We start from the raw sequence: 22,701 nt of genomic DNA, 5'->3' as shown, positions 1-22,701 counted from the left end.
CCACACAGCCCGCGGCGCGCTCCTCGTACTCGGCGGCCTCCTCGGCCAGTTCACGCAGCCGGGTCTGCCAGGTGGCGCGCTCCCGCAGCCGGTACGCCAGCCCGGCCAGCGCGTCCGCCACCCGGCGGGCCCGCTGTGCCGCCTCCTGGCGCTCGTCCCGGACCCGGGCGGACTCGGTGGCGGCCTCGTCGGCCTCCGCACGTGCCGTGCGCGCCTCCATGAGGTCGCTCTGCGCGGTGTCGGCGGTCTCCCGGGCGGTCTCGGCCGCGGCCGCGAGCTCCGCGAGCCGCCCTGGCGGGCAGCCGGTGCGCCAGGAGGCGAGCCGCGCGGACAACGCCCGGTCCCCGGCCAGCCGGGCGGCGAGCGCCCTGATCTCCTCGTCCCGCGCGGTGGCACGGGCCCGCAGCTCGCGCCGCTCGTCGTCGGCGGCGCGCTCGTCGTGCATGGCCGGGTTCGGCGGCACGAGGAAGACCCCGCTCTCCCCGTCGCCCGGCGCGGGCGTCGGCGCGAGCAGCGCGGCCGACGTCCCGACGGCCACGGCGGACCGCGGCAGCAGCGACGCCTGGCCGAGCACCTCACGGGCGCGGGCGTGGGTGCCGGGGTCGGTGATGACGACACCGTCCACCAGCTCGGGGCGGGCCGTGAGCACGGCGGCGTGGTCGACGGGGTCCACGGCCTGGGCGAGATAGCGCCAGCCGGGGAGCGCGGGGATGCCGTGCTCGCCGAGGAACTCGACGGCCGCCAGCACATCGGCGCTGGGCGGCAGCAGCCCCCCGTCGCCGAGCGCCCCCAGGATCCGCGCGTCCTCGGCGGCCGCGGTCCGCAGCTCGAACAACTGCCGCTCGGCGGAGCCCACACTCTCCTCGAGCAGCTCCCGCAACGCCTCGGCGTTCCGGTCCAACTCCTCGGCGGTGAGCGGCCCTTCCGCGAGGGGCCGCGGAGCGGGCGCGGTGCGGTGGCCGCGGTCGCGGGCGCTTACGGGACCGGGTTCGCTTTCCGGTTCGGGGTCGCTTACCGGTTCGGGTTCGGGTGCGCCGCCGGGCTCGGGGCTCCAGCAGTCGGAGTCGTCGGGGGCGGTGGCGGAGTCGGCGGGGGCGTCGGCATCGGCATCGGCGGGGGTGACGTTCCCGGGCCGGGGGTCGGTGGCGGCGGCCTCCCCTTCGGCCCGACCGTCGTCCCCGTCCCCGACCCGAGCCGACACCTCTCCGGACGGCCGGGACTCGGCCGCCACGACCCGGGCGCCACCGGGCGGGCCGCCCGCCAGGGCCGCTTGGGTGACGTGGACGGAGTCCGCCGCGAGCCGCGTCCCGGCCCGGCCGTCGTCGCCGTGAGCATCGGCGGCCATCGCCGGGGCACCGCCGCGGTGGCCCTCAGGGCGCGGACCGCCACTGCCTGGCGGGGCGTCCTCAGCCTCGTCGATCCGTACCGTCACCCGCCCCGCGGGCCGCGACTCCGCCGCGAGCGGACGCCGCCCGGGGGCGTCCCCGGGCCCCGCCTCCGCGTCGTCGCCCGCGGCGGCGGCCTCGTTCTGCAAGGCGGTGGGCAACTCGTCCGTGGGACACGCCGGGGCGGCGCCCGTCCCGGTGTAGTCCGCTCCCGCAAAACGTTCGCGGGTGTCGGTGGGGGGCTCATCGGGGGCGTAGGCGTGGCCGTGAGGCGCGGGCTCCGCGTCCAGGGGGAGCGCGGAGGGGTCCGCGCGGAAGGCGGCGGGGAGCTGGGAGAGGCCGACGTCGTCCGCGTCCTCCTCGTCCATGTGAACCGTGATCCACCCGTCCCGGTCGGACTCGGTCGGCACGGCGCGGGTGCCTCGGCGGCCCACGCCGTCTCCGTCCGGAATGCGTACCGTCACCCCGCGCGCCGCGCGCGCGTCCGCCGGGGACGGGCGGGTGGCGGCACCGCGGGGAGCGGGGACGGCGGCGGAGAGCTCCGGCAGACCCAGCAGTTCGATCAGGCGCTGCTCCGCGCCCAGCGCCTCCGCGGCGCGCCGCTCCGCGTCGTACGCGGACTCGGTGGCCTGGGCCGCGTCCACCGCTCGCGCCGCGGCCAGTTCGGCGCGGGCCTCCTCGGCGGCGGCCGACTTCGCGTGGTCGGCGGTGCGCCGGGCGGTCTCGCGGGCCTCGTCGAACGCGGCGACCGTGGTCTTCTCGGCGTCGCTCGCGGCGAGCGCGGCGCGGGCCGGGTCGGCGTCGGGGGCGGAGTCGTCGAGCCATCCGGCGCGGACGGCCTCTGCGGTCTCCTGCTCGACCTCGGCGAGCCGCTGGCGCAGGTGCTCGGCGTCGCTGCGGGCGCGCTGGGCCGCCGTGGCGGCGGAGGTGGCGTCACGGTGGGCGGCCTCGGCCGCCTCCTGGAGCCCGGCCGACCGCTCCTCCTCCTCGTTGGCGACCCGCTCGCCGTCCTCCGCGGCCGCGTGCAGGGCGAGTTCGGGGTCGGCGGCGGCCTTGGCGCGGGCGGCGAGCGCGGGGGCCGCGTCCCGCTCGGCCTCGCGGATGGCGGCGGCCACGCGCGCGGAGCGGTCGGCGGCGGCGCGGTGGCGCAACACGGTCTCGGCGGCCTGCCAGGCGGAGTGCAGGGTGCGGGCGTCGTTGAGCTCGCGGCGCTGCGCGGCGGCGCCCTTCTCGGCGGCGGCGAGCGCCAAGGAGGCGTGCCGGTAGGCGAGTTCGGCGGCGACGAGATCGCTGCGGCCGCGCGCCCCCTCGGCCTCGGTGACGGCCTCGGCGGCGGAGGCGACCCGCTCGGCGAGCTCGGCGGCACGCGCCCGCTCCTCCGCGCCGCGCGCCGACAGCCGCCGGGCGAGCGTACGGGTGCGGCGCTCGGCGCCCGCGTGCACACCGCGCGCCTGTTCACGCCGCTCCGCCGCGTCCGCGATCCGCTGGAGCAGATCGAGCGAACCGGCGGTGAAGTCGCGCTCGGCGGTCAGCTCGGCGCGGCGCCCCAGCTTGTGGGCGAAGCCGTGGACGAGGTCGGCGAGCCCGTCCGTGTCGCGGGTGTCGGTGACGGCGCGCAGCAGGAGGTCGGTGAAGTCGGAGTCGTTCTTGACCGCGAAGAGCCCGGCGGCCTCACCCTCGTCGGCGTTCATCTCCCGCTGGTAGCGGAAGAGTTCGGGGTCGAGGCCGAGCTCGCCGAGGTGTTCGTTCCAGCGCTCGTGGATCTCCACCCAGACGACGTCCAGATGCGGGTACGCCTTGGCGGCCTCCGTTAGGGCGTCACGGAAGCCCTTCATGGTGCGGCGGCGGCCGCGGGCGGTGGAGGCGCCCTCGACGACGGGCCGCACCGCCGCGGACTCGGCGACCGGCAGCGAGTCCAGGCTCATCCCGGGGCCGGGCCGGAAGGAGTACCACGCCTCGGCGAACTTCCGCGGGTCGTTGGAGACCTGACGGCCGCGCCATTCGCTGACCTTGCCGACGACGACGGTCTCACCGGTGACGGTGTGCTGCCACTCCAGCGCGACATGCCCGCAGTCGTCGGCGAGCAGGAACTTGCGCAGCACACCGGAGCTGGCGCCGCCCAGGGTGTTGCGGTGGCCGGGCAGCATCACCGAGAAGATCAGCTTGAGCAGGACGGACTTGCCGCCGCCGTTCTCCAGGAAGAGCACCCCGGCGGGGGCGGGGCGGCGCGGCGGGCCGACCGGCTCCTCCTCGAAGAACTCCGCCTGAGTGGGCGCGGGGCTGGGCACCGGCTCGCCGACTCCGCGCAGGTCCAGCACGGTGTCGGCGTACCGCGCACCGGCCGGCCCGATGGAGTAGAGGCGGATCCGGGACAGCTCGTACATGGCGGCGGACTCTCGTTGTCGGAAGGTGTGGTGGTGTCGGGCGGGCGGGGGCCGGGCGCCGGGGTTCAGGAGTGGAAGGGGAGCCCGGCGTCGGCCACCAGGTCGAGGTCGTCGCCCTGGTCGGGGGGCAGCAGGGTGGCGCCGCCGTCGCTGACGGGGACGACGCCGAGCTCCAGCAGCTCGGCCATGGCGGCGGAGGCCGCCATGTCGCGCACCTGGAGCTGGTAGCGGGCGGTCGTGCGGTAGGTGCCGCCGGATTCGTCGCCGGTGCGCTGGAGGAAGCCGGAGTCGACCAGGAAGGCGACGGCCTTGCCGACGATGCCGGTGGTGGAACCGGCGAGCCGGCGCGCGTCCTTGGTGGCGCCGGTCGCACTGCGCCGGGCGTAGACCCGCCAGGCGGACTCCAGCCCGGGCGCGCCGGTGGCGGGGTCGGTGTTCTCCCCCTGCTCCTCGGCGCGCTCCTCCAGCCGTCGGCATGCCTGGCGGACGAAGGCGTCGACGCCGTTGACGGTGACGCGGCCGATATAGCCGTCGTCGGCGAGGTCCTCGGGGCGGGGGAACGCCAGGGCGGCGACGGCGAGGTGGGCGAGGCCGTGCAGAAAGCGGTCGGCGGAGTCGGTGGCGGCGCGGCGGGCGTAGTCACCCATGCGGACGGCGAAGACGGAATCCTCGGCGGCGGTCACCGCCATTCCGGCACGGGTCGACACCTCCAGCACGATGAGCCCGAGCCCGGCGGCGACGGCGTCGGTGAGGCGGGCGAACGCCGGTTCGTCGCGGTGGCGGCGCAGCAGCTCGGCGTATTCGACGTCCCGCGCGGGCAGCAGCTTGGGCTGGAGCCCGAAGGCCACCAGCCGCGCGGCGTCGGCCGCGTCGGCGGGCGTCAGCCCGGCCGCGGCCGGGGCGGGTGCCGCGTCCGGCGGTGTCATCTCCACGATGTCGTCATCGGTCACGGCTGAACCTCCTCGCGCGGGGCGTACTCATGGGTCGCGGTCATCACGCCACCTCCGCACGGTCGGCCGCCATGCCGACCGCGTCCAGCAGGGCGGTGCCCACTATCAGGTCGGCGCCGCCGAATTCGGGGTCGTCCAGTTCGGTGCCGTCGTCCACGGCGAACAGCAGCCGCTGCTCGCCCTGGCGGTAGGCGGTGCCGACCGGGGGGCTGGCGGCGTGGACGGCGAGGAGGGCGATCAGATAGGGCAGATCGGGGTCGCGGCGGCGGGCGTCGGCGAGCAGCCCGGACAGCCGTCGCGGGGCGTCCGCGGGCAGTTCGAGCAGCTCCATGGCCACCGCCAGCTGCTCCTCGCTGAAGCGGCTGTCGTCGGGGGTGGCGATGAGGTCCGGCTCGGGCATCTCCGCGCCGAGGTGCTCCCGCTCGACCGGCGGGGTGAGCAGCATCTCGACCAGGTCGCTCATCCGCACCGAGGTCGGGGTGCGCAGCCCCGTGCCGCGGGCGAAGAACGCGTCGGTGACCCGGCCCGCGCGCTCGAGGGGCAGCGGGAGGACGGGGGCCAGCAGCTGTCCGTACAGGTCGTATCCGGAGCGCGGGGCGGGGGGCGCGAAGGCCTGGCGGTCCTGTTCGGCGCGGAACAGCGGACCGGCCTCCAGCAGCCGGGACTGTAGCTGGGTGTGACGCCGGATGCAGTCCTTGACGATGTCGACGAGCTCGGCGGCGCGCCGCTTGTGCTCGGCGCTCTCGGCCTCGTCGCGCGCCTTGCGGATGTTGGTGAGGATCGCGTTCTCGTGGCGGTAGCGGTCGGCGACGTGGTCGAGTGCCTCGCTGATCAGCTCGGGGACGGTGCTCAGCCAGTCGACCGCGCGGACGTTGCGCCGGGTGGCGTCGAGGGTGCGGCGCAGCGTCTCCGAGTACTGCACGGTGCGGTAGCGGGCCTGCTCGGCGGCGAGTTGGGCATCGGCGAGGCGGCCGCGGCTGATCAGGACCTCCAGCTTGACCTCGGCGGCGATCTGGGCGCTGGTGACATCCGTGTCGAGGGCGCCGACCAGGACGTTGACCGCCTCGTCCGTGGTGCGCAGATAGACGCTGCCGCCGGGGCCCGGCACCTCCTCGATCAGCTTGAAGTCGTAGTCCCTGCGGACGTACACCCCATCGGGCCCGAAGGTGCCGTAGACGGCGCGGAAGCCGCGGTCCACACTGCCGACGTTGATCAGGTTCTCCAGCACCCAGCGGGCGACCCGGTCGTGCTCGGCGGCGGGGCGCCCGGGGGCCTGGGCCGCCACCCGGGGCAGCAGCCTGGCCACTATCTGCTCGTGGTCGGCGCCGGTGTCGAAGTCCATGTGGAGCGTGACGAGGTCGATGGCGGCGAGGGCGACCTCCGCCATCGCGTACACCCCGTACTCCCCCGCGAGGTTGGCCTTGCGCGCGTCCAGGTCGTGCAGCGGCGCGGTGCAGGCCAGCGCGCGCAGCCGCCGGGCCAGGCCCTCGTCGGCGGCCGGGCCCGGGGCCGGCCGGGCGGCCCCTTCGGCGGTGTTGAGCTGGGGCGCGGCGGCCCCCGGGGGTGGAGATGTCACGTCGCACAGAGTAGGCGGTCGCACCGACAACGTACGAAACGGCACGGAGATCCCGCTATGACACACCAGGTCCCCGGCGCGTGCACGCGCGTACACCGGCGCGTCCCCCGCACCTCACCGATCCGTCAGTCTACGGCTCACCGGCCGGTGGTCCGTCCAGGGCGAGTGCCGCGAAGGTGGCGAGCCAGTGGTCGCCGGTGAAGTCCCCGGAGACGGTGGCCGGGAGCCCGGCGGCCAGATGGTCACGGGCCGCCGTCCGCAGCACGTCCGCCCGCGGGTCGCCGTGGGGCAGGGCGGCGGCGAGGCGGCGGAGCGCGGCGGCCCGGCTGAGGATGAGGCCCAGCAGATGGCCGATGTGCGGATCGGCGGGGTCGGAGACGATGGGCGGGGTGAGCACGGTGACGGGCGCGCCCCATTCGACGCCGGGGAGGAAGCGTTCCAGCCAGCGTGCGAACTCGTCCTCCGGCAGCACCCGGCAGACCGCCTCGGCCTCGGTGAGCGCGGGCGAGAGGAAGTCCTGTCCGGAGGGCTCCCAGTGGACGGGGGCGTCGTGGTCGTCGGCGAACCAGTCCAGGACGGCCTCGGTGACCGGTTCGACGATCCCCTTGACGCCCGCGGCGGCCGCGCTGTCCAGGACCAGGCCGAGGGCGAAGGCGCTGTTGGTGTGGACGCCGTGCCGCACCGGGTAGGTGGCGCGTTCCAGCCATCCGCCCAGCAGTGCGCGGACGGCGTCGGCGGCCGGTTCCAGGGCCTCGGCCCAGCGCTCGCCCGCGGGCCCGGGCAGGCTCCGGCACTCGGCGGTCAGCGCCAGCAGCCAGGCCCATCCGTAAGGGCGCTCGAAGGAGGGGTGGGCGCGCAGATAGTCCGCCTCCGCGGCGAGGGCGTCGGCCGTAAGGTGCCCGTCCAGTACGGCGGTGACCTCGTCGGCGCGGACGCGGTCGGGGCAGCGGCGCAGCAGCCGGACCAGCAGCCAGTGCATATGGACCGCGGAGTGCCAGTCGTAGGAGCCGTAGAAGGCGGGGTGGTGCCGGCGCGGCTCCACCAGGTCCTCGGGGCCGCGCAGCAGATGCGCGGGGGCGTTGGGGTACGCCCGGGTGACATTGGCGGTGGCGAGGGCGGCGAACGTGGCCGCGTACCGGCCGAGTTCGCCCCCGGTCCCGTCCGGCTCGCCCCGCTCGCCCCGCTCGCCCCGCTCATCATCATCCGGCTCGTCGAATTCATCAGGCGCGTTCAATGCGTCGCCCCCTCGGCGACGCGCAGATCGGTCCGGGTGCTCACGGCGGCACCGATGATCGCCCGCAGCGCGTCGGCCGCCATGGCGGCGGGCAGTGCGGGCTCGGCGCCGTCCACGACCTGCTCGGGCGCGTACGGGAGGTGGACGAAGCCGCCGCGCAGGGCGGGCCGCTCGGTGGCGATGAGATGGGCCAGACCGTAGAAGACGTGGTTGCACACAAACGTTCCGGCGGTCTGCGAGACGGCGGCCGGAATCCCGGCCTCGCGGACGGCCGCGACACACGCCTTGACGGGCAGGGACGCGAAGTAGGCGGCGGGGCCGCCCTCGACCACCGGCTCGTCGATGGGCTGACGTCCGGCGTTGTCGGGTATCCGGGCGTCGTCCACGTTGATCGCGACCCGCTCGACGGTGACACCGGGACGGCCGCCCGCCTGGCCCACGCACAGCACCAGGTCGGGGTCGGCCTCCGCCACGGCGGCGGACAGCTCCTCGAGAGCGGTGCCGAAGACGCAGGCGAGTTGTACGGCCGTGACCTCGGCGCAAGGCGGCGGATCGGCCGCCACGAGGGAGACGGCCCGCCATGACGGGTTGACGGCCGAGCCCGCGAAGGGTTCGAAGCCGGTGAGAAGCACGCGGGTCACAGCAGCGGCCCCCTTCAGAAGGCGAACAGCGAGATGATGGCGATGTTGCAGACCAACAGCGCCCCGGCGGTGGGGATCTGCGCCTTGATGGGCCCGTACTGGTCCTTGAGTTCCAGCAGGGCGGCGGGCACCAGGTTGAAGTTGGCGGCCATGGGCGTCACGAGCGTGCCGCAGAAACCGGCCAGCATGCCGACGGCGAGGACGACGGGCGCGTCCCCGTTCATCTGCTGGATGAGCACGGGCCAGCCGATGGCGGCGGTCATCACCGGGAAGGCGGCGAAGGCGTTGCCCATGATGACGGTGAACAGGGCCATTCCCACGCAGTAGACGGCCACGGCGACGTACTTCTGGCCCTCCGGCAGCACCTGTTCGGTGATCTTGCCGACCTGGGTGCCGACCCCGGCCTCCTGGAAGATGGAGCCGAGCACGGCGAGCAGCTGGGGCAGCAGCAGCGCCCAGCCCATGGACTCCAGCAGGCTCCGCCCCGCGTGCAGGGGCACCGCGGGCCGCCGCTCGCGCACCACGACCATGGCGACCAGCAGTCCGACGATCGCGCCGAAACCGAGGCCGAGGATGGTCTCGCTGCCGGCCTCCAGGACCGGTTCGCCCCCGATGTGCCAGTGCTTGACGGCCGAAGCGCAGACGACGGCGACCAGCGGGATGGTGAGCGCCGGGACGAACAGCCTGCTGCCGAGCCGGGCGGCGGATGCGACGCGCTGCTCGGGCGTGGTGGTGCGCGGCACACCGCGCCCGGTGAGCGGGAAACCGCCCAGGCAGACCATGGCGAGGACGGCGACGCCCAACGGTTCGGCCGGGGCCTTCTTCTCCACCACCCAGCTGCTGTAGAAGAAGCAGCCGCCGAGCAGCCCCCAGAAGGCGGCCGAGCCGAGGCGCTTGGGGTTGGTGCGGTCGACGACCATCTGGGCGGCCATGGCGAGGAAGACGGCGCCGACGAGCCAGTAGAACCACTCCGCCTTGATCACTTGGCTTCCTCCGCGGTGCGGCTGCCCTCGGCAGCGGTTCGGCCGCCGGAGGCGGCGAAGTCGTGGTCCAGTGAGCGGTCCAGGCGCAGCAGCCGGAAGCCGTGGATGAGGAACGCGCAGACGGCGGTGGGGATGGCCCACAGCGCCAGCTGAAGCGGCTCCAGATGGGTGTGGTACGTGGTGTTGACGAACCCGGTGATCAGCAGGATCGAGCCGATGGCCAGGAAGCAGTCCTCGCCGAAGAACAGCCCGACCGTGTCGGCGCTCGCGGAGTACGAGCGGACGCGCTCGCGGACCCGCTCGGGCAGCGGGCCGTGGCGTCGCTCCGCGGCGCCCTCGGCCATCGGCGCGACCATGGGCCGCACGCTCTGGGCCGGGCCGCCGATGGAGGTGAGGCCGAGGGCGGCGGTGAGCTGGCGCAGCAACAGGTAGAGGGCGAGGAACCGGCCGGTGGTGAGCTTGCCGAGCCGGCCGATGAGGGTACGGGCCTGTTCCTGGAGGCCGTGGCGCTCCAGGAGGCCGATCACGGGCAGGGTGATGACGAAGATCGTCACCGAGCGGCTGGAGGCGAAGCCGTTGCCGAAGGCCGCCAGGATCTCCTGGGGCGAGAGCTTGGCCAGCAGTCCGGTGGCGATGCCGGCGACCCCCACCACCAGCAACGGGTTGCGTCGTGTGGCGAATCCGAGGATCACCACGAGGACGCCAAGGAGAACGATCATGCGTCCCGCCTTCCGCGCACAAGGACCTCACGGGGGCGTGAGGAGGGTGCACCGGAGGCTAGGCGTTCGTTCAACGATCCGACAAGAGCCTGAAACGAACTTGTTCCGGCCTCGCCGGATCGTTTACCGCCGGGAAACCTCTAACGACGGGACATCTTCCGCGCGTAGGCGTCGGCCAACTGTCCCTGGGAATCGTCCAGATAGGAGGCGAGCAGCCGCTCCGCCTCCACCGCGTCGCCGCCCTGGAGCACCTCCAGGATCTGGCGGTTGCGCACCAGATAGGGGGCGTGGAAGCGGCGGGGGTCGGCCATGACGTGGAAGACCAGCCGGAGCTCGGCCAGCACCGCGCGCATCAGTTCGTCTGCGCGGGGACTTCCGGCGAGGGAGACGATCGCCTGATGGAAGCGGATATTGGCGGTGGACAGGTCCTGCCAGGCCCGGTCCCGGGCGGCCCGCTCGCCCGCCAGGACCGCCGCCTCGACCGCCCGCACCTCGTACGGCGGCTCGCCCAGGCCGCGCACCGCCGCGCATTCGACGAGCCGGCGCACGCGGTAGATGTCGTTGAGGTCGTCCACCGTGACGACGCGGACGAAGACGCCGCGGTTCAGCTCGTGCACCAGCAGCCGCTCATGGGTCAGCAGGCGGAACGCCTCCCGGAGGGTGTTGCGCGAGACGCCGAGCGCGCCGCCCACGCTGTCCTCGGACAGCCGGGTGCCGGGTGGGAAGAACCCTTCGGCGATGCGGTCGCGCAGGATGTCCGCGACGCGCTCCGCCGTACTGGTGCGCCCCAGCAGCGCCCGGTCGGCCTCGAGTCCGGCGGCGAGACCGGGGGCCGGGGCGTACCCGGCCGGCTCCACCGGCTCCACCGGCCCCGCGGCCCCCGCCGTCCCCGCCTTCCCCGGCACCTCCGGCATCTCCCGCGCCTCGGCCGACGACTCGTCCGACGACTCGCCGGAACGGCGGTTTACACCTTTTGCCCCGTTCGCCACATCAGCCCCTGTTCGGTGTCTCGTTCGTCCCGTATAGCGAGAAGTCAAGCCCAGAAACCGTCACCGGACAACAACCATCTTGTCGGATCGTTCAACGATCGCTTACCTTGTGGTGCCATCCACAACCCCGCACGTATCCCCACGCCCGAACGGACGGATATGACCGCATCCTTGGCGAACCTGTCCATCGATCTCAACGCCGACCTCGGCGAGGGGTTCGGCCGCTGGCAGCTCACCGACGACGAGGCCCTGCTGTCCATCGTCACCAGCGCCAATGTCGCCTGCGGCTTCCACGCCGGGGATCCCTCGACCATGCGCCGGGTGTGCGAGCTGGCCGCCGAGCGCGGAGTGCGCGTCGGGGCCCAGGTCTCCTACCGGGACCTGGCCGGTTTCGGTCGGCGCAGCATGGATGTCCCGCCCCGGGAGCTGGCCGACGAGATCGCCTATCAGATCGGCGCGTTGGAGACCTTCGCGCGTGCCGCCGGGACACGGGTGCACTACGTCAAGCCCCATGGCGCGCTGTACAACCGCAGCGTGCACGACGAGGCGCAGGCCGCCGCCGTGGTCGAGGGCGTCAGGCTGGCCGTCGGCGGTCCGCTGCCGGTGCTGGGGCTGCCCGGGTCCCGGCTGCACGAGGCGGCACGCACGGCCGGGCTGCCGGTGATCGCCGAGGCGTTCGCCGACCGCGCCTACACCGCCGACGGGACGCTCGTGCCGCGCACCGAGCCCGGCGCCGTGGTCCACGACCCGGACACGGTGGTCAAGCGCGCCCTCGGCTTCGCCCGCGACCGCGCGGTGACCTCGATCGACGGACGGCGCATCGAGGTGGACGTGCGCTCGCTGTGCGTCCACGGCGACACCCCCGGCGCCGCCGACCTCGCCCGCCGGGTGCGGTCCGAGCTGGCCGCCGCGGGGGTGCGGGTGGCGGCGTTCATATGACGGTGCGGACCTTGCCCGTCGGTGAGCACGGACTGCTCATCGAGCTCGACAGCGGTGAGGCGGCCGAGGCGCTCCACGCCGAGCTGCTGCGCCGCGCCGCCGAGCGGCGGCTGCCCGCCGTGCGCGAGATCGTGCCCGCCGCACGGACCGTGTTCCTCGACGGGCTCGCCGACCCCGGACGGCTCGCCGCCGAGCTGCCCGGCTGGCGGATACCGCCCCTCGACCGCGGCGACAGCGAGATCGTCGAGGTGCCCGTGCGCTACGACGGGCCCGATCTGGACGAGGTCGCGCGGCGGTGGGGGGTGACACCCGAGGAGGCCGTACGGATCCACTCCGGCGCCGAGTTCCGGGTGGCCTTCTGCGGCTTCGCGCCCGGCTTCGGCTATCTGACGGGGCTGCCCGAGCGGTTCCACGTACCGCGCCACGCGACGCCCAGGACCCGGGTCCCGGTCGGCTCGGTGGCCCTCGCGGGCGGGTACACGGGCGTCTATCCGCGCTCCTCCCCCGGCGGCTGGCAGCTCATCGGCACCACGGACGCCGTGCTGTGGGACACCGGACGGGAACCGGCGGCGCTGTTCACCCCCGGCACTCGTGTCCGCTTCATCCCGGTATCGGATGGCGCGGCCCCGGAAGGGGCGGCGCCATGACCGACAGCGCCTTCGTCGTCGTACGGCCGGGAGCCCTGACCACCGTCCAGGACCTGGGCCGGATCGGCCATGCCCATCTCGGGGTGGGCCGCTCGGGGGCGCTCGACCAGCCCGCCCACCGGCTCGCCAACCGCCTGGTGGGCAACGCCGAGGGGGCCGCGACCCTGGAGACCACGCTCACCGGCTGTGCGGTGCGGCTGCGCCGCCCGGCGACGGTCGCGGTCACCGGCGCGCCCTGCCCGGTCACCGTCGACGGCCGCCCGGTCGCGTGGGGCGCGGCCGTACGGGTGCCGCCGGGCGCCCTCCTGGAGGCCGGGGCCGCCGCCCACGGGGTGCGCAGCTATATGGCGTTCGACGGCGGTGTCGAGGCCGAGCCGGTGCTCGGCAGCCGGGCCACGGATGTGCTCTCCGGGCTGGGCCCGGCGCCGCTCGCGGACGGCGCGGTGCTACGGCTCGGGCGGCCGCACGGGCCGGTGCCCGCCGTGGACGGGGTGCCGCATCGGGGCGTCGCACCGGAGCTGGTGCTCCCCGTGGTGCTCGGTCCGCGTGACGACTGGTTCACCCCCGCCGGGCTGCGCACCCTCTCCACCGGGGACTTCCGTGTCTCGGCCGCGAGCAACCGGATCGGGCTGCGGACCGAGGGCCCCTCGCTGGAGCGGGCGCGGGACGGTGAGCTGGCCAGTGAGGGAATGGCGCTCGGCGCGCTCCAAGTACCGCCGGACGGACGGCCGGTGCTCTTCCTCGCCGACCATCCGACGACCGGCGGCTACCCGGTCGTGGGCGTCGTGCCGGAGCGCTGTCTGGCCGCCGCGGCGCAGGCCGTCCCCGGCACTCCGGTGCGGTTCGCCCCGCTGGCCAGGGCCTCCTGGGGGCCGCCTGCCGGACGGGCCTGAGCGGCCTCGCTGAAGTCCGGTGGCGGTTCGGGTGCGCCCCGAAGGGGCGCGGGGCCGTGTCGAAGTGCGGCTCCGCCGCGGCTGTGTCGATATGAGGCTCCGCCGCGTGGGCTACCGGCCACGACGCAGCCGCAGATGAACGACCGCACCTCGCGGCACTTCCCGCGGAGCGCTCAGCGGGCGCGCCGTGCGCCGACGCGCTGCCTGCGCTGTGCCTTGCGGCGCAGCGCACGGCGCTCCTCCTCGCCGGTACCTCCCCAGACCCCGTGGGTCATTCCGCTCTCCAGTGCGTAGTCCAGGCATTCCTGGATCACCGGACAGCGCCCGCAGACCTCCTTGGCCAGCGTCTCCTGCCGCCGGGCAGCCGGGCCCGCCACCCCCACGGGGAAGAACAGTTCCGGATCCTCGTGCGTGCATTCGGCGTTATGCCACCAGGCCATGGCTGCCCCTTCCCGGAACGACGTTGCTGAAAGCACCCGCCGTCGGGCTCACGCGCGGGGTGCGCGCGGCGGGCGTCCGTAGGTCATGCGGACGCGTCCAGGCGGGCTTTGACAAGGTTCGGGTTTCCGATCGTGGCGGCCGCAAACGGATCCGAACACGCCATGCCCCATATCGGCTACCGGGTTGTGCCCGGAGCAGCCTGGGGGCCCGCGGGCCGCCGTCAGTTCCGCAGCCGCTCGGGCAGCAGGATGACGCTGCTGCCCGGCCGGCCGATCCAGCGCGGACCGCCGTCGACCGCGACCCCCGTGACCGCGGCGGCCATCGCCAGCGCCCGCGCCGTCCAGCCGGACGGATGCCCGCCGTCGCCGAAGCGATAGCGCCACGCCTCCTCCGGATCGCCCTGTTCGGGGTCGAGCATGACCTCCTCGCAGGGGCACATCACCCCGTCCCGGGCTATGGAGGGGCGGATGAACGCGTCGGGGTGGTCGAAGACCGAGACGGCCACGGTGCCCCGGGAGAGCGGCGCCAGCACCTCCTCGCCATGGATGGCGATGCCGTCGAACTGCTGGAGCACCACACCGCCGGGCGCCGCGCCGACCAGCACCCGGCCCTCCTCCTCCAGCAGGACATCCGCGTAGTCGGCCTCACCGTCTTCCTCGCCGTCCCCGTCCCCGTCCTCGTCCCCGTCCTCGTCCTCGCCGATGGTGGCGACGATGTCTCCGCCCAGCGCGGCCACGACCTCCGGCACGCTCCGCCCGGCCACGAACGCCGCACAGCCCCAGTCCTGGTACTCCCCCTCCTCGGCGTCGAAAGCGGCGATCAGCGCATCGGCCGCCCGCTGCGCGGCCCGCTCCCCGGGGGCCGGCTCCCGGGCTCCGGGCACCCCGGCCACCAGGTCGGCCAGCGGCGTCCACCAGGCCAGCTCCCCCGGGCTCCGCCCGTCGACCTCCCGGGGCCGCCAGGGGTCGGCCCCGGCCGCGATGAGCGCCGACGCCTTCTCCCGGTCCCAGTTGCGCACCGCGTGCCACAGCGGGGTGCGGCCCGCGGTGTCCGGCTGGTCCACCTCGCGCGCCACCGTGAGCAGTTCGGCCAGCACCTCGGCGCTTCCCGAGCAGGCCGCGGAGTGCAGCGGCGCCATATGGCCGCCGACGACGCGGTCGGGGTCGGCCCCCGCGGCGAGCGCGGCGCGCACGGCCCGCGGATCCGTCCAGTCGTGGATGTCCTGCCAGTCGGTCATGCGTCCAATCTGGCATCCGCCACCGACAATCCGTCTCCGGCCTCCTCCGGCGGGCCGTAACCGCCGCCGCCCGGGGTGTGGACGACCAGGACGTCCCCCGCCCCGACGTCCGCCGCGTCGCGGCCGTCCAGGCGGTCCACCGAACCGTCAGCGCGCTCGATCAGGTTCGCGCCCAGGGCGCCAGGTTCGCCGCCCGCCATGCCGTACGGGGCCACCCGGCGGTGGCCGGTGAGGAGGGCGACGGTCATCGGCTCCAGGAAGCGGATGCGGCGGGTGACGCCGTGGCCGCCGCGCCAGCGACCGCGGCCGCCGCTGTCCCGGCGGATCGCGAAGCTCTCGACCCGCACCGGATAGCGCCACTCCAGCACCTCGGGGTCGGTCAGCCGGGAGTTGGTCATATGGGTCTGTACGGCGTCGGCCCCGTCGAAGCCGTCCCCCGCGCCGGAGCCGCTGGCGACCGTCTCGTAGTACTGGACGCGGTCATTGCCGAAGGTGACGTTGTTCATCGTGCCGGAGCCTTCGGCCTGGACGCCCAGGGCCGCGTACAGGGCGCCCGTGACGGCCTGGGAGGTCTCGACGTTCCCGGCGACCGTGGCGGCCGGGAAGACCGGCGCCAGCATGGAGCCCTCGGGGATGCGGACCTCAAGGGGCTTCAGACAGCCGCTGTTGAGCGGGATGTCCTCGGCCACCAGCGTGCGGAAGACATAGAGCACGGCCGCCATCACCACCGAGCTGGGCGCGTTGTCGTTGCCCGGCCGCTGGGGCGAGGTGCCGGTGAAGTCCAGGACGGCGCCGCGCGCGTCGCGGTCCACCGTAAGGCTGACGCGGATGACCGCCCCGCCGTCGGTCTCGTAGCGGTACGAGCCGTCGCGCAGCCCGGCGACGATACGGCGCACCGACTCCTCGGCGTTGTCCTGGACGTGACCCATATAGGCGTGCACGACGTCGAGGCCGAACTGCCCGATCATCCGGCGCAGTTCCTGGACGCCCTTCTCGTTGGCGGCGATCTGGGCGCGCAGATCGGCGAGGTTGGCGTCCGGGGCGCGGGACGGATACGGCCCGGCGGTCAGCAGCTCGCGGGTCTCCCGCTCGCGCAGCGCCCCGTCCCGTACCAGCAGCCAGTTGTCGAAGAGGACGCCCTCCTCCTCGATGGTGCGGCTGAAGGCGGGCATGGAGCCGGGGGTGATCCCGCCGATCTCGGCGTGGTGGCCGCGCGAGGCGACGAGGAAGAGCAGGTCGTCCCCCGCCTCGTCGAAGACCGGGCTGACCACGGTGACATCCGGCAGATGGGTGCCTCCGTGGTACGGGTCGTTGATCGCGTACACATCGCCGGGCCGCATCGCGCCCCCGTTGCGCCGCAGCACCTCCTTGATGGACTCGCCCATGGAGCCCAGGTGCACCGGGATGTGCGGGGCGTTGGCGATAAGGTTGCCCTCGGCGTCGAAGAGGGCGCAGGAGAAGTCGAGCCGCTCCTTGATGTTGACGGAGTGGGCGGTGTGCTCCAGGCGGACGCCCATCTGTTCGGCGATGGCCATGAAGAGGCTGTTGAAGACCTCCAGCATCACGGGGTCCACCTCGGTGCCGACCGCGGTGGTGCTCGGGCGCGGCCGGACGCGGCTGAGCAGCAGATGGCCGCGCTCGCCCATGGTGGCCTGCCAGCCGGGGTCGACCACGGTGGTGGCGTCCTCCTCGGCGACGATCGCGGGCCCGGTGACCCGCTCCGCCGGGCGCATATGGTCGCGTTCGTAGAGCTCCGTCCGCTGCCAGCGTCCTTCCGAGAACATCCTTACGGTCGTCACGGGCGCCAGTTCGCCCTCCCTGGGCGGGCGTTCCACGGCATGGCCGCCGGTGGGCCCGGACGCGCCGACCGCCTCGACCGACACCGCCTCGACGACCAGCGGCTTGTCCATGGTGAAGGCGTAGCGGGTGCGGTGCGCCCGGACGAAGTCCTCGGTCATCGCGGGGGCGGAGCCTACGGGTACGGGGATGCTGGAGTCGGTGCCCGCGTACCGCAGATGGACCCGGGCGACGGTGTCCAGGGTGTCCTCCGGGACCCCGTCCGCCAGCAGTTCGCCGCGGGTCTGGTCGGCCAGCCGCGCGCACAGCTCGCGCACCCGCGGCAGTGTCTCCTCGCCCAGCTCCGCCTCGAGGGCCTGCTCCCGCATGGCGGTGGCGTCGGCCACCCCGATGCCGTACGCGGAGAGCACCCCCGCGAGCGGCGGCACGATCACGGTGCCGATGCCGAGCGCGTCGGCGACCGCGCAGGCGTGCTGGCCGCCCGCGCCGCCGAAGCTGGTGAGCGCGTAACGGGTGACATCGCGGCCGCGCTGCACGGAGATCTTCTTGACCGCGTTGGCCATGTTGAGCACCGCGATGTCCAGGAAGCCCGCCGCGACCTCCTCCGGTCCGCGCCGGTCGCCGGTCGCCTGCGCGATCTCCTCGGCGAGCGCGGCAAAGCGCTCCCGGACCGTCGCCGCGTCCAGCGGCTGGTCGGCGTGCGGGCCGAAGACCGCGGGGAAGTGGTCCGGCTGGATCCGGCCGAGCATCACATTGGCGTCGGTCACGGTCAGCGGGCCGCCGCGCCGGTAGCAGGCGGGGCCGGGGACGGCGCCGGCCGAGTCCGGCCCCACGCGGTAGCGCCGGCCGTCGAAGTGGAGCACCGAACCGCCGCCCGCCGCCACGGTGTGGATGTTCATCATCGGGGCGCGCATCCGCACCCCGGCGACCTCGGTGCCGAAGATCCGCTCGAACTCGCCCGCGTAGTGCGAGACATCGGTCGAGGTGCCGCCCATGTCGAAGCCGATGACGCGGTCGTGTCCGGCCTCGCCGGAGGAGCGCGCCATGCCCACCACACCGCCCGCGGGCCCGGACAGCACCGCGTCCTTGCCCCGGAAGTGCGCGGCCTCCCGCAGCCCTCCGTTGGACTGCATGAACATCAGCCGGATGCCGCGCAGTTCGGCGGCCACGTCCTCCACATAGCGGCGCAGGATGGGCGAGAGATAGGCGTCGACCACGGTGGTGTCGCCGCGGGACACCAGCTTCATCAGCGGGCTGACCTCGTGGGAGCAGCTCACCTGGGCGAAGCCGAGGTCGCGCGCCACCCCGGCGACCGCCTGTTCGTGCGCGGCGTGCCGATAGCCGTGCAGCAGGACGACGGCGGCACCGCGGAAGCCGTCGCGGTGGGCGGTGCGCAGCGCCTCGGCGGCGGCGTCGAGGTCCAGGGGGCGGACGACCTCGCCATGGGCGTCCACCCGCTCGGGGATCTCCACCACCCGGTCGTACAGCGCCTCGGGGAGCAGGATCCGGCGGTCGAAGAGACGGGGGCGGTTCTGGTACGCGATGCGCAGCGCGTCCCGGAACCCTTCGGTGACGACGAGGACGGTCGGCTCGCCCTTGCGCTCCAGGAGGGCGTTGGTGGCGACCGTGGTGCCCATCTTGACGACGTCGATCCGGTCGGCCGGGACCGGATCGCCGGGGCCGAGCCCCAGCGTCTGCCGGATCCCGGCGACGGCGGCGTCCGTATAGCGCTCGGGGTGGTGGGACAGCAGCTTGCGGGTGACCAGGCGGCCGTCCGGACGCTTGCCGACGACGTCCGTGAAGGTTCCGCCCCGGTCGATCCAGAATTCCCAGCGACCCGTCACCCCGCCATTGTCGCAGCGGACGGCGGTGTGTCGGCGATGAGCGGAGCGGCGGGCGGGTGAGGCAGTGGGTCGGTGGTGGACGGGTGCGGAAGGTGGGCGGGGGCCGGGCCGCGGCTCACCGCGGTGAGCGCGGCGAGCGTCGCCCGCCGGTCCCGGTCCTCGAGCAGATGTCCGGTGCCCTTGAGTCGGTGGCGCCACTCCAGGGCCGCCAGCGCGACCAGGCCGGGCAGAAGGTCGGTGCAGCGGTCCGCGATCCAGCGGGTGCCGCGGGTCGCCATCCACCACGCGGAGGCGGCACGCGAGGGCGCGACACCGTCGAGCTCCAGGGACGGCGGGGCGCCGGTCGCGATGGACCGGGCGCGCAGGGCGCCGTGGAACTCCCTGGCCAGCAGCCGGTGCCCGAGTTCGCTCGGATGCAGCCGGTCCACGCTCCACGCCCGCCGGTCGGCGACCCAGGTGTGGTCGCTCAGCTCCACATGGACCGCCTCGTGGCGCTGGGACAGCGCGTGCACCACGGTGTTCACCGCGCGCATCCGGCGCCCCAGCGGGCGCGCCAGCGCGGACGGCAGCCCGAGCATCCGCCCGGGGTCGGGCAGACAGGCGGTGAGCACCACGGCGCCGTCGGCGCGCAGCGCGCCGATCGTGCGGTCGAGGGCCTCGGCGACCCGGTGGATGTCGAACGAGTCGCGCAGCGTGTCGTTCCCGCCGACCACGACCGACACCAGGTGCGGGCGGGCGCGGCGGGCGGCGGGCAGCTGCTCGTCGGCGACATCGGCGGCCAGCGCCCCGCTGCGGGACAGATTGACGAACTCCACGGGCTCATCCGGGTGCGGCCCGGCGGCCGCCGCGACCAGCGCGGCCCAACCGCGCCAACCGCCGCCGGGCGCCGGGTCGCCGAGTCCCTCGGTGAGCGAGTCGCCGAGGGCGGCGAACCGCAGCCTGCGCGGCTCCGCGCCCCCGCCCGCGCACTCACCCGTGGCCTCCTCGTCGCCCGGCGCGGTGCCCGGCGTACGGACCGCCGGATGCTGGGCACCGCCCACCGGATGCGGGGCAGTGGTCACGTCCTGCCCCGCACACCCCGTCTCCGTAAGGACGACCTCCGCGAGGGCGGCTTCCGCGAGGGCGGCCTCCCCAGGGGCGGCCTCCACGAAGACCGCCTCCGCAAGAACGGACTCCGTGGGGACGGACTCCGTGGGGACGGACTCCTTACGAGACGGTTCCGTACCAGCGCGGTCCCCCGTGTGAGCGCCGGCTGCGCTCACCGCACACCGCCGACGGCCCGGGGCACGGGGACGGCCGGAGCGGTCGGGAGCGCGGCGGCCGGGAGCCGATTGCCGTCGGCGCACCGGACGCCCTCGGTGGACGCGTCATGGGCGGCCAGGAAGGAGGCGACCGCCGCGGGCCAGCCGTAGCGCTCGGCCCGGGCCCGGGCCGCCGCCCGGCGCAGGGGCTCCGAGCGGCCGAGGACCCGCTCGACGGCGTCCGCGAAGGCCGTTCCGTTGTCGGCCGCGGTCTCGCCCGCCGCCCCGACGATGTCCGGCAGCGCGGAGAGCGCGCTGACGACGACGGGCGAACCACAGGCCAGCGCCTCCAGCGCGGCGAGACCGAAGGTCTCCGCCGGGCCCGGCGCCAGCACCACATCGGCGCTCGCCTGGATGGCGGCGAGCCCCGCCCGCTCCGCCACATGGCCGAGGAAGACGGCCGGAAGCCCCTCGGCGCGGGCGCGAGCCTCCAGACGCGGCCGGAGCGGCCCGTCCCCGGCGACCACCAGCGCCGCGGAGACACCGCGCCGCCGCAGCTCGGCGAGCGCGTCGAGCGCACGGCCCGGCCGCTTCTCGGGCGACAGCCGCGAGCACATGGCGATAAGCACGGCCGCCTCACCGCGGTGGTGGTCCCGCAGCGCCGCATCGTGGTGGGAGGGGTGGAAGTGGCCGAGATCCACGCCCAGGGGGGCGCGTACGACATTCCGCGCGCCGATCCGTATGAACTCGCGCGCCGCCCATTCGGTGGTGCAGACGATCCGCGAGTACGCCCGCGCGGTACGGAGGTTGAGCCGGTCCGCGGCTCCCTCGGCGAACGCGTCCGGCACACCCCAGGTGCGCAGCACGGCGTCCGCGCTCTCGTGGGAGACCATCACGGCCGGTACGCGGGCGCGCCGCGCCCACTCCCCCGTCCAGCGGAGGGAGGTGCGGTCCGACACCTCGAGCCGGTCCGGTGCGAGGCCGTCGAGCAGCCGGGTCAGCCGCCGCCGGTCGGCCAGGACGCGGTAGCCGCCGGTGCCGGGGATGGTCGGCCCGGGCAGCGTGATCACCCGCCCCTGCCGGGTGTGCTCGTCCGAGATCCGCTCGCCCGGCACCACCAGGACGGCCTCGTGCCCGGCCGCCTGGTACCCGGCCCCGAGCTCGCGCAGCGCGGTGCGCAGGCCGCCGGAGGCGGGGGTGACGAAGTTGGCCAGCCGGACGATGCGCAGGCCCTTGCCGTCGCTCATGTTCTGCTCTCCTCCCACTGCTCCCACTGCTCCCATAGCTCCCGCAGCTCCCACAGCTCCCACAGCGCTCATGCCGCGACCGCCGTGCGGGCCGCCAGGACCTCGGTGTAGTGGTCGATGAGCTGGTCGCCGATCGCCTCCCAGGTGCGGCCCTCGACCGCCTCCCGGCCGGCGTGGCCCAGCGCCGCGCGCAACTTCGCGTCGGCCGCGAGCAGCGCTACGGCGTCGGTCACCTCGGTCGCGTCCCCGGGCGGCACCAGCAGTCCGGTGCGCCCGTGGTCGATCAGGTCCAGCGGGCCGCCCGCCGCGGGCGCGATCACCGGGACGCCGCTGGCCTGGGCCTCCTGCACGGTCTGGCAGAAGGTCTCCTGGGGCCCGGTGTGGGCGAAGACGTCCAGCGAGGCGAAGACGCGGGCCAGGTCGTTGCCGGTGCGACGGCCGAGGAAGCGGGCCCTCGGCATGGCCGCCCGCAGCGCGGGTTCGCTCGGTCCGTCCCCGACCACGACCACCTGGATGCCGGGGAGCTCGCTCAGCGGCGCGAGCAGCTCGACGTTCTTCTCCGGGGCGAGGCGGCCGATGTATCCGACGATCAGCTCACCGCCGGGGGCGAGCGAGCGGCGCAGCTCCGGGTCGCGGCGCGAGGGGTGGAAGCGTTCGGTGTCGACCCCGCGCGGCCACAGCCGGATCCTCGGCACGCCGTGCTCGTCCAGGTCGCGAGCGGCGGCGGTGGAGGGGGCGAGGGTGCGGTCGGCGGCGGTGTGCACGGCGCGGATGCGCCGCCAGGCCGCGTTCTCGCCCGCGCCGAGGTAGGTGCGGGCGTAGGAACCCAGGTCGGTCTGGTAGACGGCCAGCGCGGGTATCCGCAGCCGGAGCGCGGCCGTCATCCCCCGCGCGCCCAGCACGAAGGGGCTGGCGAGGTGGACGACATCGCTGCCGTGGGAGGTGATCGCGGCCGCGAGCTTCCGGCTGGGCAGCGCGACCCGCACCTGCGGATAGCCGGGCAGGGGCAGGGACGGGATACGGACGACGGGGTACGGATGCGACCGGTCCATCTCCCCTTGGCTCTCGGGTGGACCGCCGGCCGCGGCGGGCGGTGGGCCTCCGGGGGGACCCGCCGGTGCGATGACCAAGGGGTGATGACCACGGCGGTGGAGGTGGTCCGCGGTTTGCAGCGTGCAGTGAGCGACGCCGTTGATGTCGGGTGGGAAGGATTCAGTCACGATGGCGACACGCATACCGGTGTTGTCGGCGTACGAAGGGTGGCCCCGGCATCGTGAACGTTTCGCGCCGTGGAACGTCCCATGAGCGTTGGCCCTCGCACCCCGAGGGGCCCCTTCAGGGCCCCTGGAGGGATCGCCGCAAACCCGTGTGAACCCGCTGGAACCGGCGGCCGGTCACCCGGCGTGAATGTTTCGCTGCGAACGCCCTGCTCGGGGCGGAGCGGAGATACGGAGGGTGATGCGACTCTCACCCATGCCCGGAAAGACGCGTCCGGCGCCTCGGAGGTTGCCTGAGTCCGGCGCCTCGGCGGTTGCCCGCGCCAGGTGCCTCGGC

Annotated in this window: 17 protein-coding genes; 3 read left to right on the top strand and 14 right to left on the bottom strand. The window is 74.6% G+C overall.

The genetic code is table 11. From position 1 onward, the window contains the following. The 8 genes from ABD329_RS23000 to ABD329_RS22965 form a co-directional block, all read right to left on the bottom strand. A partial coding sequence (locus ABD329_RS23000) for a coiled-coil domain-containing protein (RefSeq protein ID WP_486388701.1) occupies positions 1-3,769 on the bottom strand: 3,769 nt, incomplete at its 3' end. Positions 3,770-3,834: 65 nt separating this feature from the next. Next, a complete protein-coding gene (locus ABD329_RS22995) occupies positions 3,835-4,695 on the bottom strand; it encodes a hypothetical protein (RefSeq protein WP_344316837.1) in 861 nt (286 codons plus the stop codon). A gap of 67 nt (positions 4,696-4,762) precedes the next feature. Further along, complete coding sequence (locus ABD329_RS22990) at positions 4,763-6,295, bottom strand: hypothetical protein (RefSeq protein ID WP_198280725.1); 1,533 nt, start codon at positions 6,293-6,295, stop codon at positions 4,763-4,765. Between the two features lie 130 nt (positions 6,296-6,425). Continuing rightward, positions 6,426-7,529 (bottom strand): DUF2891 domain-containing protein, encoded by a 1,104-nt coding sequence (locus tag ABD329_RS22985; protein ID WP_246618984.1) that lies wholly within the window; start codon positions 7,527-7,529, stop codon positions 6,426-6,428. Further along, entirely contained in the window at positions 7,526-8,170 is a 645-nt protein-coding gene (pcp, locus tag ABD329_RS22980; RefSeq protein WP_198280724.1) for a pyroglutamyl-peptidase I, read from the bottom strand. Before pcp ends, ABD329_RS22985 begins: the two co-directional genes overlap by 4 nt. Positions 8,171-8,184: 14 nt before the next feature. Further along, positions 8,185-9,153, bottom strand: a complete 969-nt coding sequence (locus ABD329_RS22975) for a DUF979 domain-containing protein (RefSeq protein WP_198280723.1) — start codon at positions 9,151-9,153, stop codon at positions 8,185-8,187. After that, entirely contained in the window at positions 9,150-9,872 is a 723-nt protein-coding gene (locus tag ABD329_RS22970; RefSeq protein ID WP_198280722.1) for a DUF969 domain-containing protein, read from the bottom strand. Before ABD329_RS22970 ends, ABD329_RS22975 begins: the two co-directional genes overlap by 4 nt. A 140-nt stretch (positions 9,873-10,012) precedes the next feature. Then, positions 10,013-10,786, bottom strand: coding sequence for a GntR family transcriptional regulator (locus ABD329_RS22965; protein ID WP_344316835.1), 774 nt, complete (start codon positions 10,784-10,786; stop codon positions 10,013-10,015). A 234-nt stretch (positions 10,787-11,020) separates the two neighbouring features. Here ABD329_RS22965 and ABD329_RS22960 point away from each other — a divergent pair, with 234 nt between their 5' ends. Genes ABD329_RS22960 through ABD329_RS22950 form a run of 3 tightly spaced genes read left to right on the top strand, consistent with a single transcriptional unit; the run spans position 11,021 to position 13,340 of the window. Continuing rightward, positions 11,021-11,800 (top strand): LamB/YcsF family protein, encoded by a 780-nt coding sequence (locus ABD329_RS22960; protein ID WP_198280331.1) that lies wholly within the window; start codon positions 11,021-11,023, stop codon positions 11,798-11,800. Continuing rightward, entirely contained in the window at positions 11,797-12,447 is a 651-nt protein-coding gene (locus ABD329_RS22955) for a 5-oxoprolinase subunit B family protein (protein ID WP_198280330.1), read from the top strand. The genes ABD329_RS22960 and ABD329_RS22955 overlap by 4 nt, the downstream gene beginning before the upstream one ends. Continuing rightward, complete coding sequence (locus ABD329_RS22950) at positions 12,444-13,340, top strand: 5-oxoprolinase subunit C family protein (protein WP_198280329.1); 897 nt, start codon at positions 12,444-12,446, stop codon at positions 13,338-13,340. Before ABD329_RS22955 ends, ABD329_RS22950 begins: the two co-directional genes overlap by 4 nt. A gap of 173 nt (positions 13,341-13,513) precedes the next feature. Here ABD329_RS22950 and ABD329_RS22945 read toward each other — a convergent pair whose 3' ends face one another. The 6 genes from ABD329_RS22945 to ABD329_RS22920 all read right to left on the bottom strand — a co-directional run bounded on the left by ABD329_RS22945 (position 13,514) and on the right by ABD329_RS22920 (position 22,382). Further along, positions 13,514-13,780, bottom strand: a complete 267-nt coding sequence (locus tag ABD329_RS22945; protein WP_198280328.1) for a WhiB family transcriptional regulator — start codon at positions 13,778-13,780, stop codon at positions 13,514-13,516. 221 nt (positions 13,781-14,001) lie between these two features. Further along, entirely contained in the window at positions 14,002-15,018 is a 1,017-nt protein-coding gene (locus tag ABD329_RS22940) for an ankyrin repeat domain-containing protein (protein WP_198280327.1), read from the bottom strand. Beyond that, positions 15,015-18,659 carry a hydantoinase B/oxoprolinase family protein gene (locus tag ABD329_RS22935; RefSeq protein WP_198280326.1) on the bottom strand — a complete coding sequence of 1,215 codons (3,645 nt, stop codon included), beginning with the start codon at positions 18,657-18,659 and terminating at the stop codon, positions 15,015-15,017. The genes ABD329_RS22940 and ABD329_RS22935 overlap by 4 nt, the downstream gene beginning before the upstream one ends. Continuing rightward, on the bottom strand, positions 18,656-19,807 hold the full coding sequence (locus ABD329_RS22930; RefSeq protein ID WP_344316832.1) for an SGNH/GDSL hydrolase family protein: 1,152 nt from the start codon (positions 19,805-19,807) through the stop codon (positions 18,656-18,658). The genes ABD329_RS22935 and ABD329_RS22930 overlap by 4 nt, the downstream gene beginning before the upstream one ends. Before the next feature lie 110 nt (positions 19,808-19,917). Further along, a complete protein-coding gene (locus ABD329_RS22925) occupies positions 19,918-21,147 on the bottom strand; it encodes a glycosyltransferase (protein ID WP_198276638.1) in 1,230 nt (409 codons plus the stop codon). 68 nt (positions 21,148-21,215) lie between these two features. Then, a complete protein-coding gene (locus tag ABD329_RS22920; protein WP_198276637.1) occupies positions 21,216-22,382 on the bottom strand; it encodes a glycosyltransferase family 4 protein in 1,167 nt (388 codons plus the stop codon). Positions 22,383-22,701: the final 319 nt, after the last annotated feature.

The sequence above is a fragment of the Streptomyces javensis genome, from assembly GCF_039525925.1.
In the GTDB taxonomy this organism is placed as follows: domain Bacteria; phylum Actinomycetota; class Actinomycetes; order Streptomycetales; family Streptomycetaceae; genus Streptomyces; species Streptomyces asiaticus.
This window is presented reverse-complemented; position numbering and strand designations above follow the sequence as displayed.

Bases quoted from the DNA above. Each gene is read 5' to 3' on its own strand.
- ABD329_RS22995 (WP_344316837.1), bottom strand. From the start codon at position 4,695: ATGACACCGCCGGACGCGGCACCCGCCCCGGCCGCGGCCGGGCTGACG.
- ABD329_RS22970 (WP_198280722.1), bottom strand. From the start codon at position 9,872: ATGATCGTTCTCCTTGGCGTCCTCGTGGTGATCCTCGGATTCGCCACA.
- ABD329_RS22965 (WP_344316835.1), bottom strand. From the start codon at position 10,786: ATGCCGGAGGTGCCGGGGAAGGCGGGGACGGCGGGGGCCGCGGGGCCG.
- ABD329_RS22960 (WP_198280331.1), top strand. From the start codon at position 11,021: ATGACCGCATCCTTGGCGAACCTGTCCATCGATCTCAACGCCGACCTC.
- ABD329_RS22955 (WP_198280330.1), top strand. From the start codon at position 11,797: ATGACGGTGCGGACCTTGCCCGTCGGTGAGCACGGACTGCTCATCGAG.
- ABD329_RS22950 (WP_198280329.1), top strand. From the start codon at position 12,444: ATGACCGACAGCGCCTTCGTCGTCGTACGGCCGGGAGCCCTGACCACC.
- ABD329_RS22945 (WP_198280328.1), bottom strand. From the start codon at position 13,780: ATGGCCTGGTGGCATAACGCCGAATGCACGCACGAGGATCCGGAACTG.
- ABD329_RS22940 (WP_198280327.1), bottom strand. From the start codon at position 15,018: ATGACCGACTGGCAGGACATCCACGACTGGACGGATCCGCGGGCCGTG.
- ABD329_RS22925 (WP_198276638.1), bottom strand. From the start codon at position 21,147: ATGAGCGACGGCAAGGGCCTGCGCATCGTCCGGCTGGCCAACTTCGTC.
- ABD329_RS22920 (WP_198276637.1), bottom strand. From the start codon at position 22,382: ATGCGTGTCGCCATCGTGACTGAATCCTTCCCACCCGACATCAACGGC.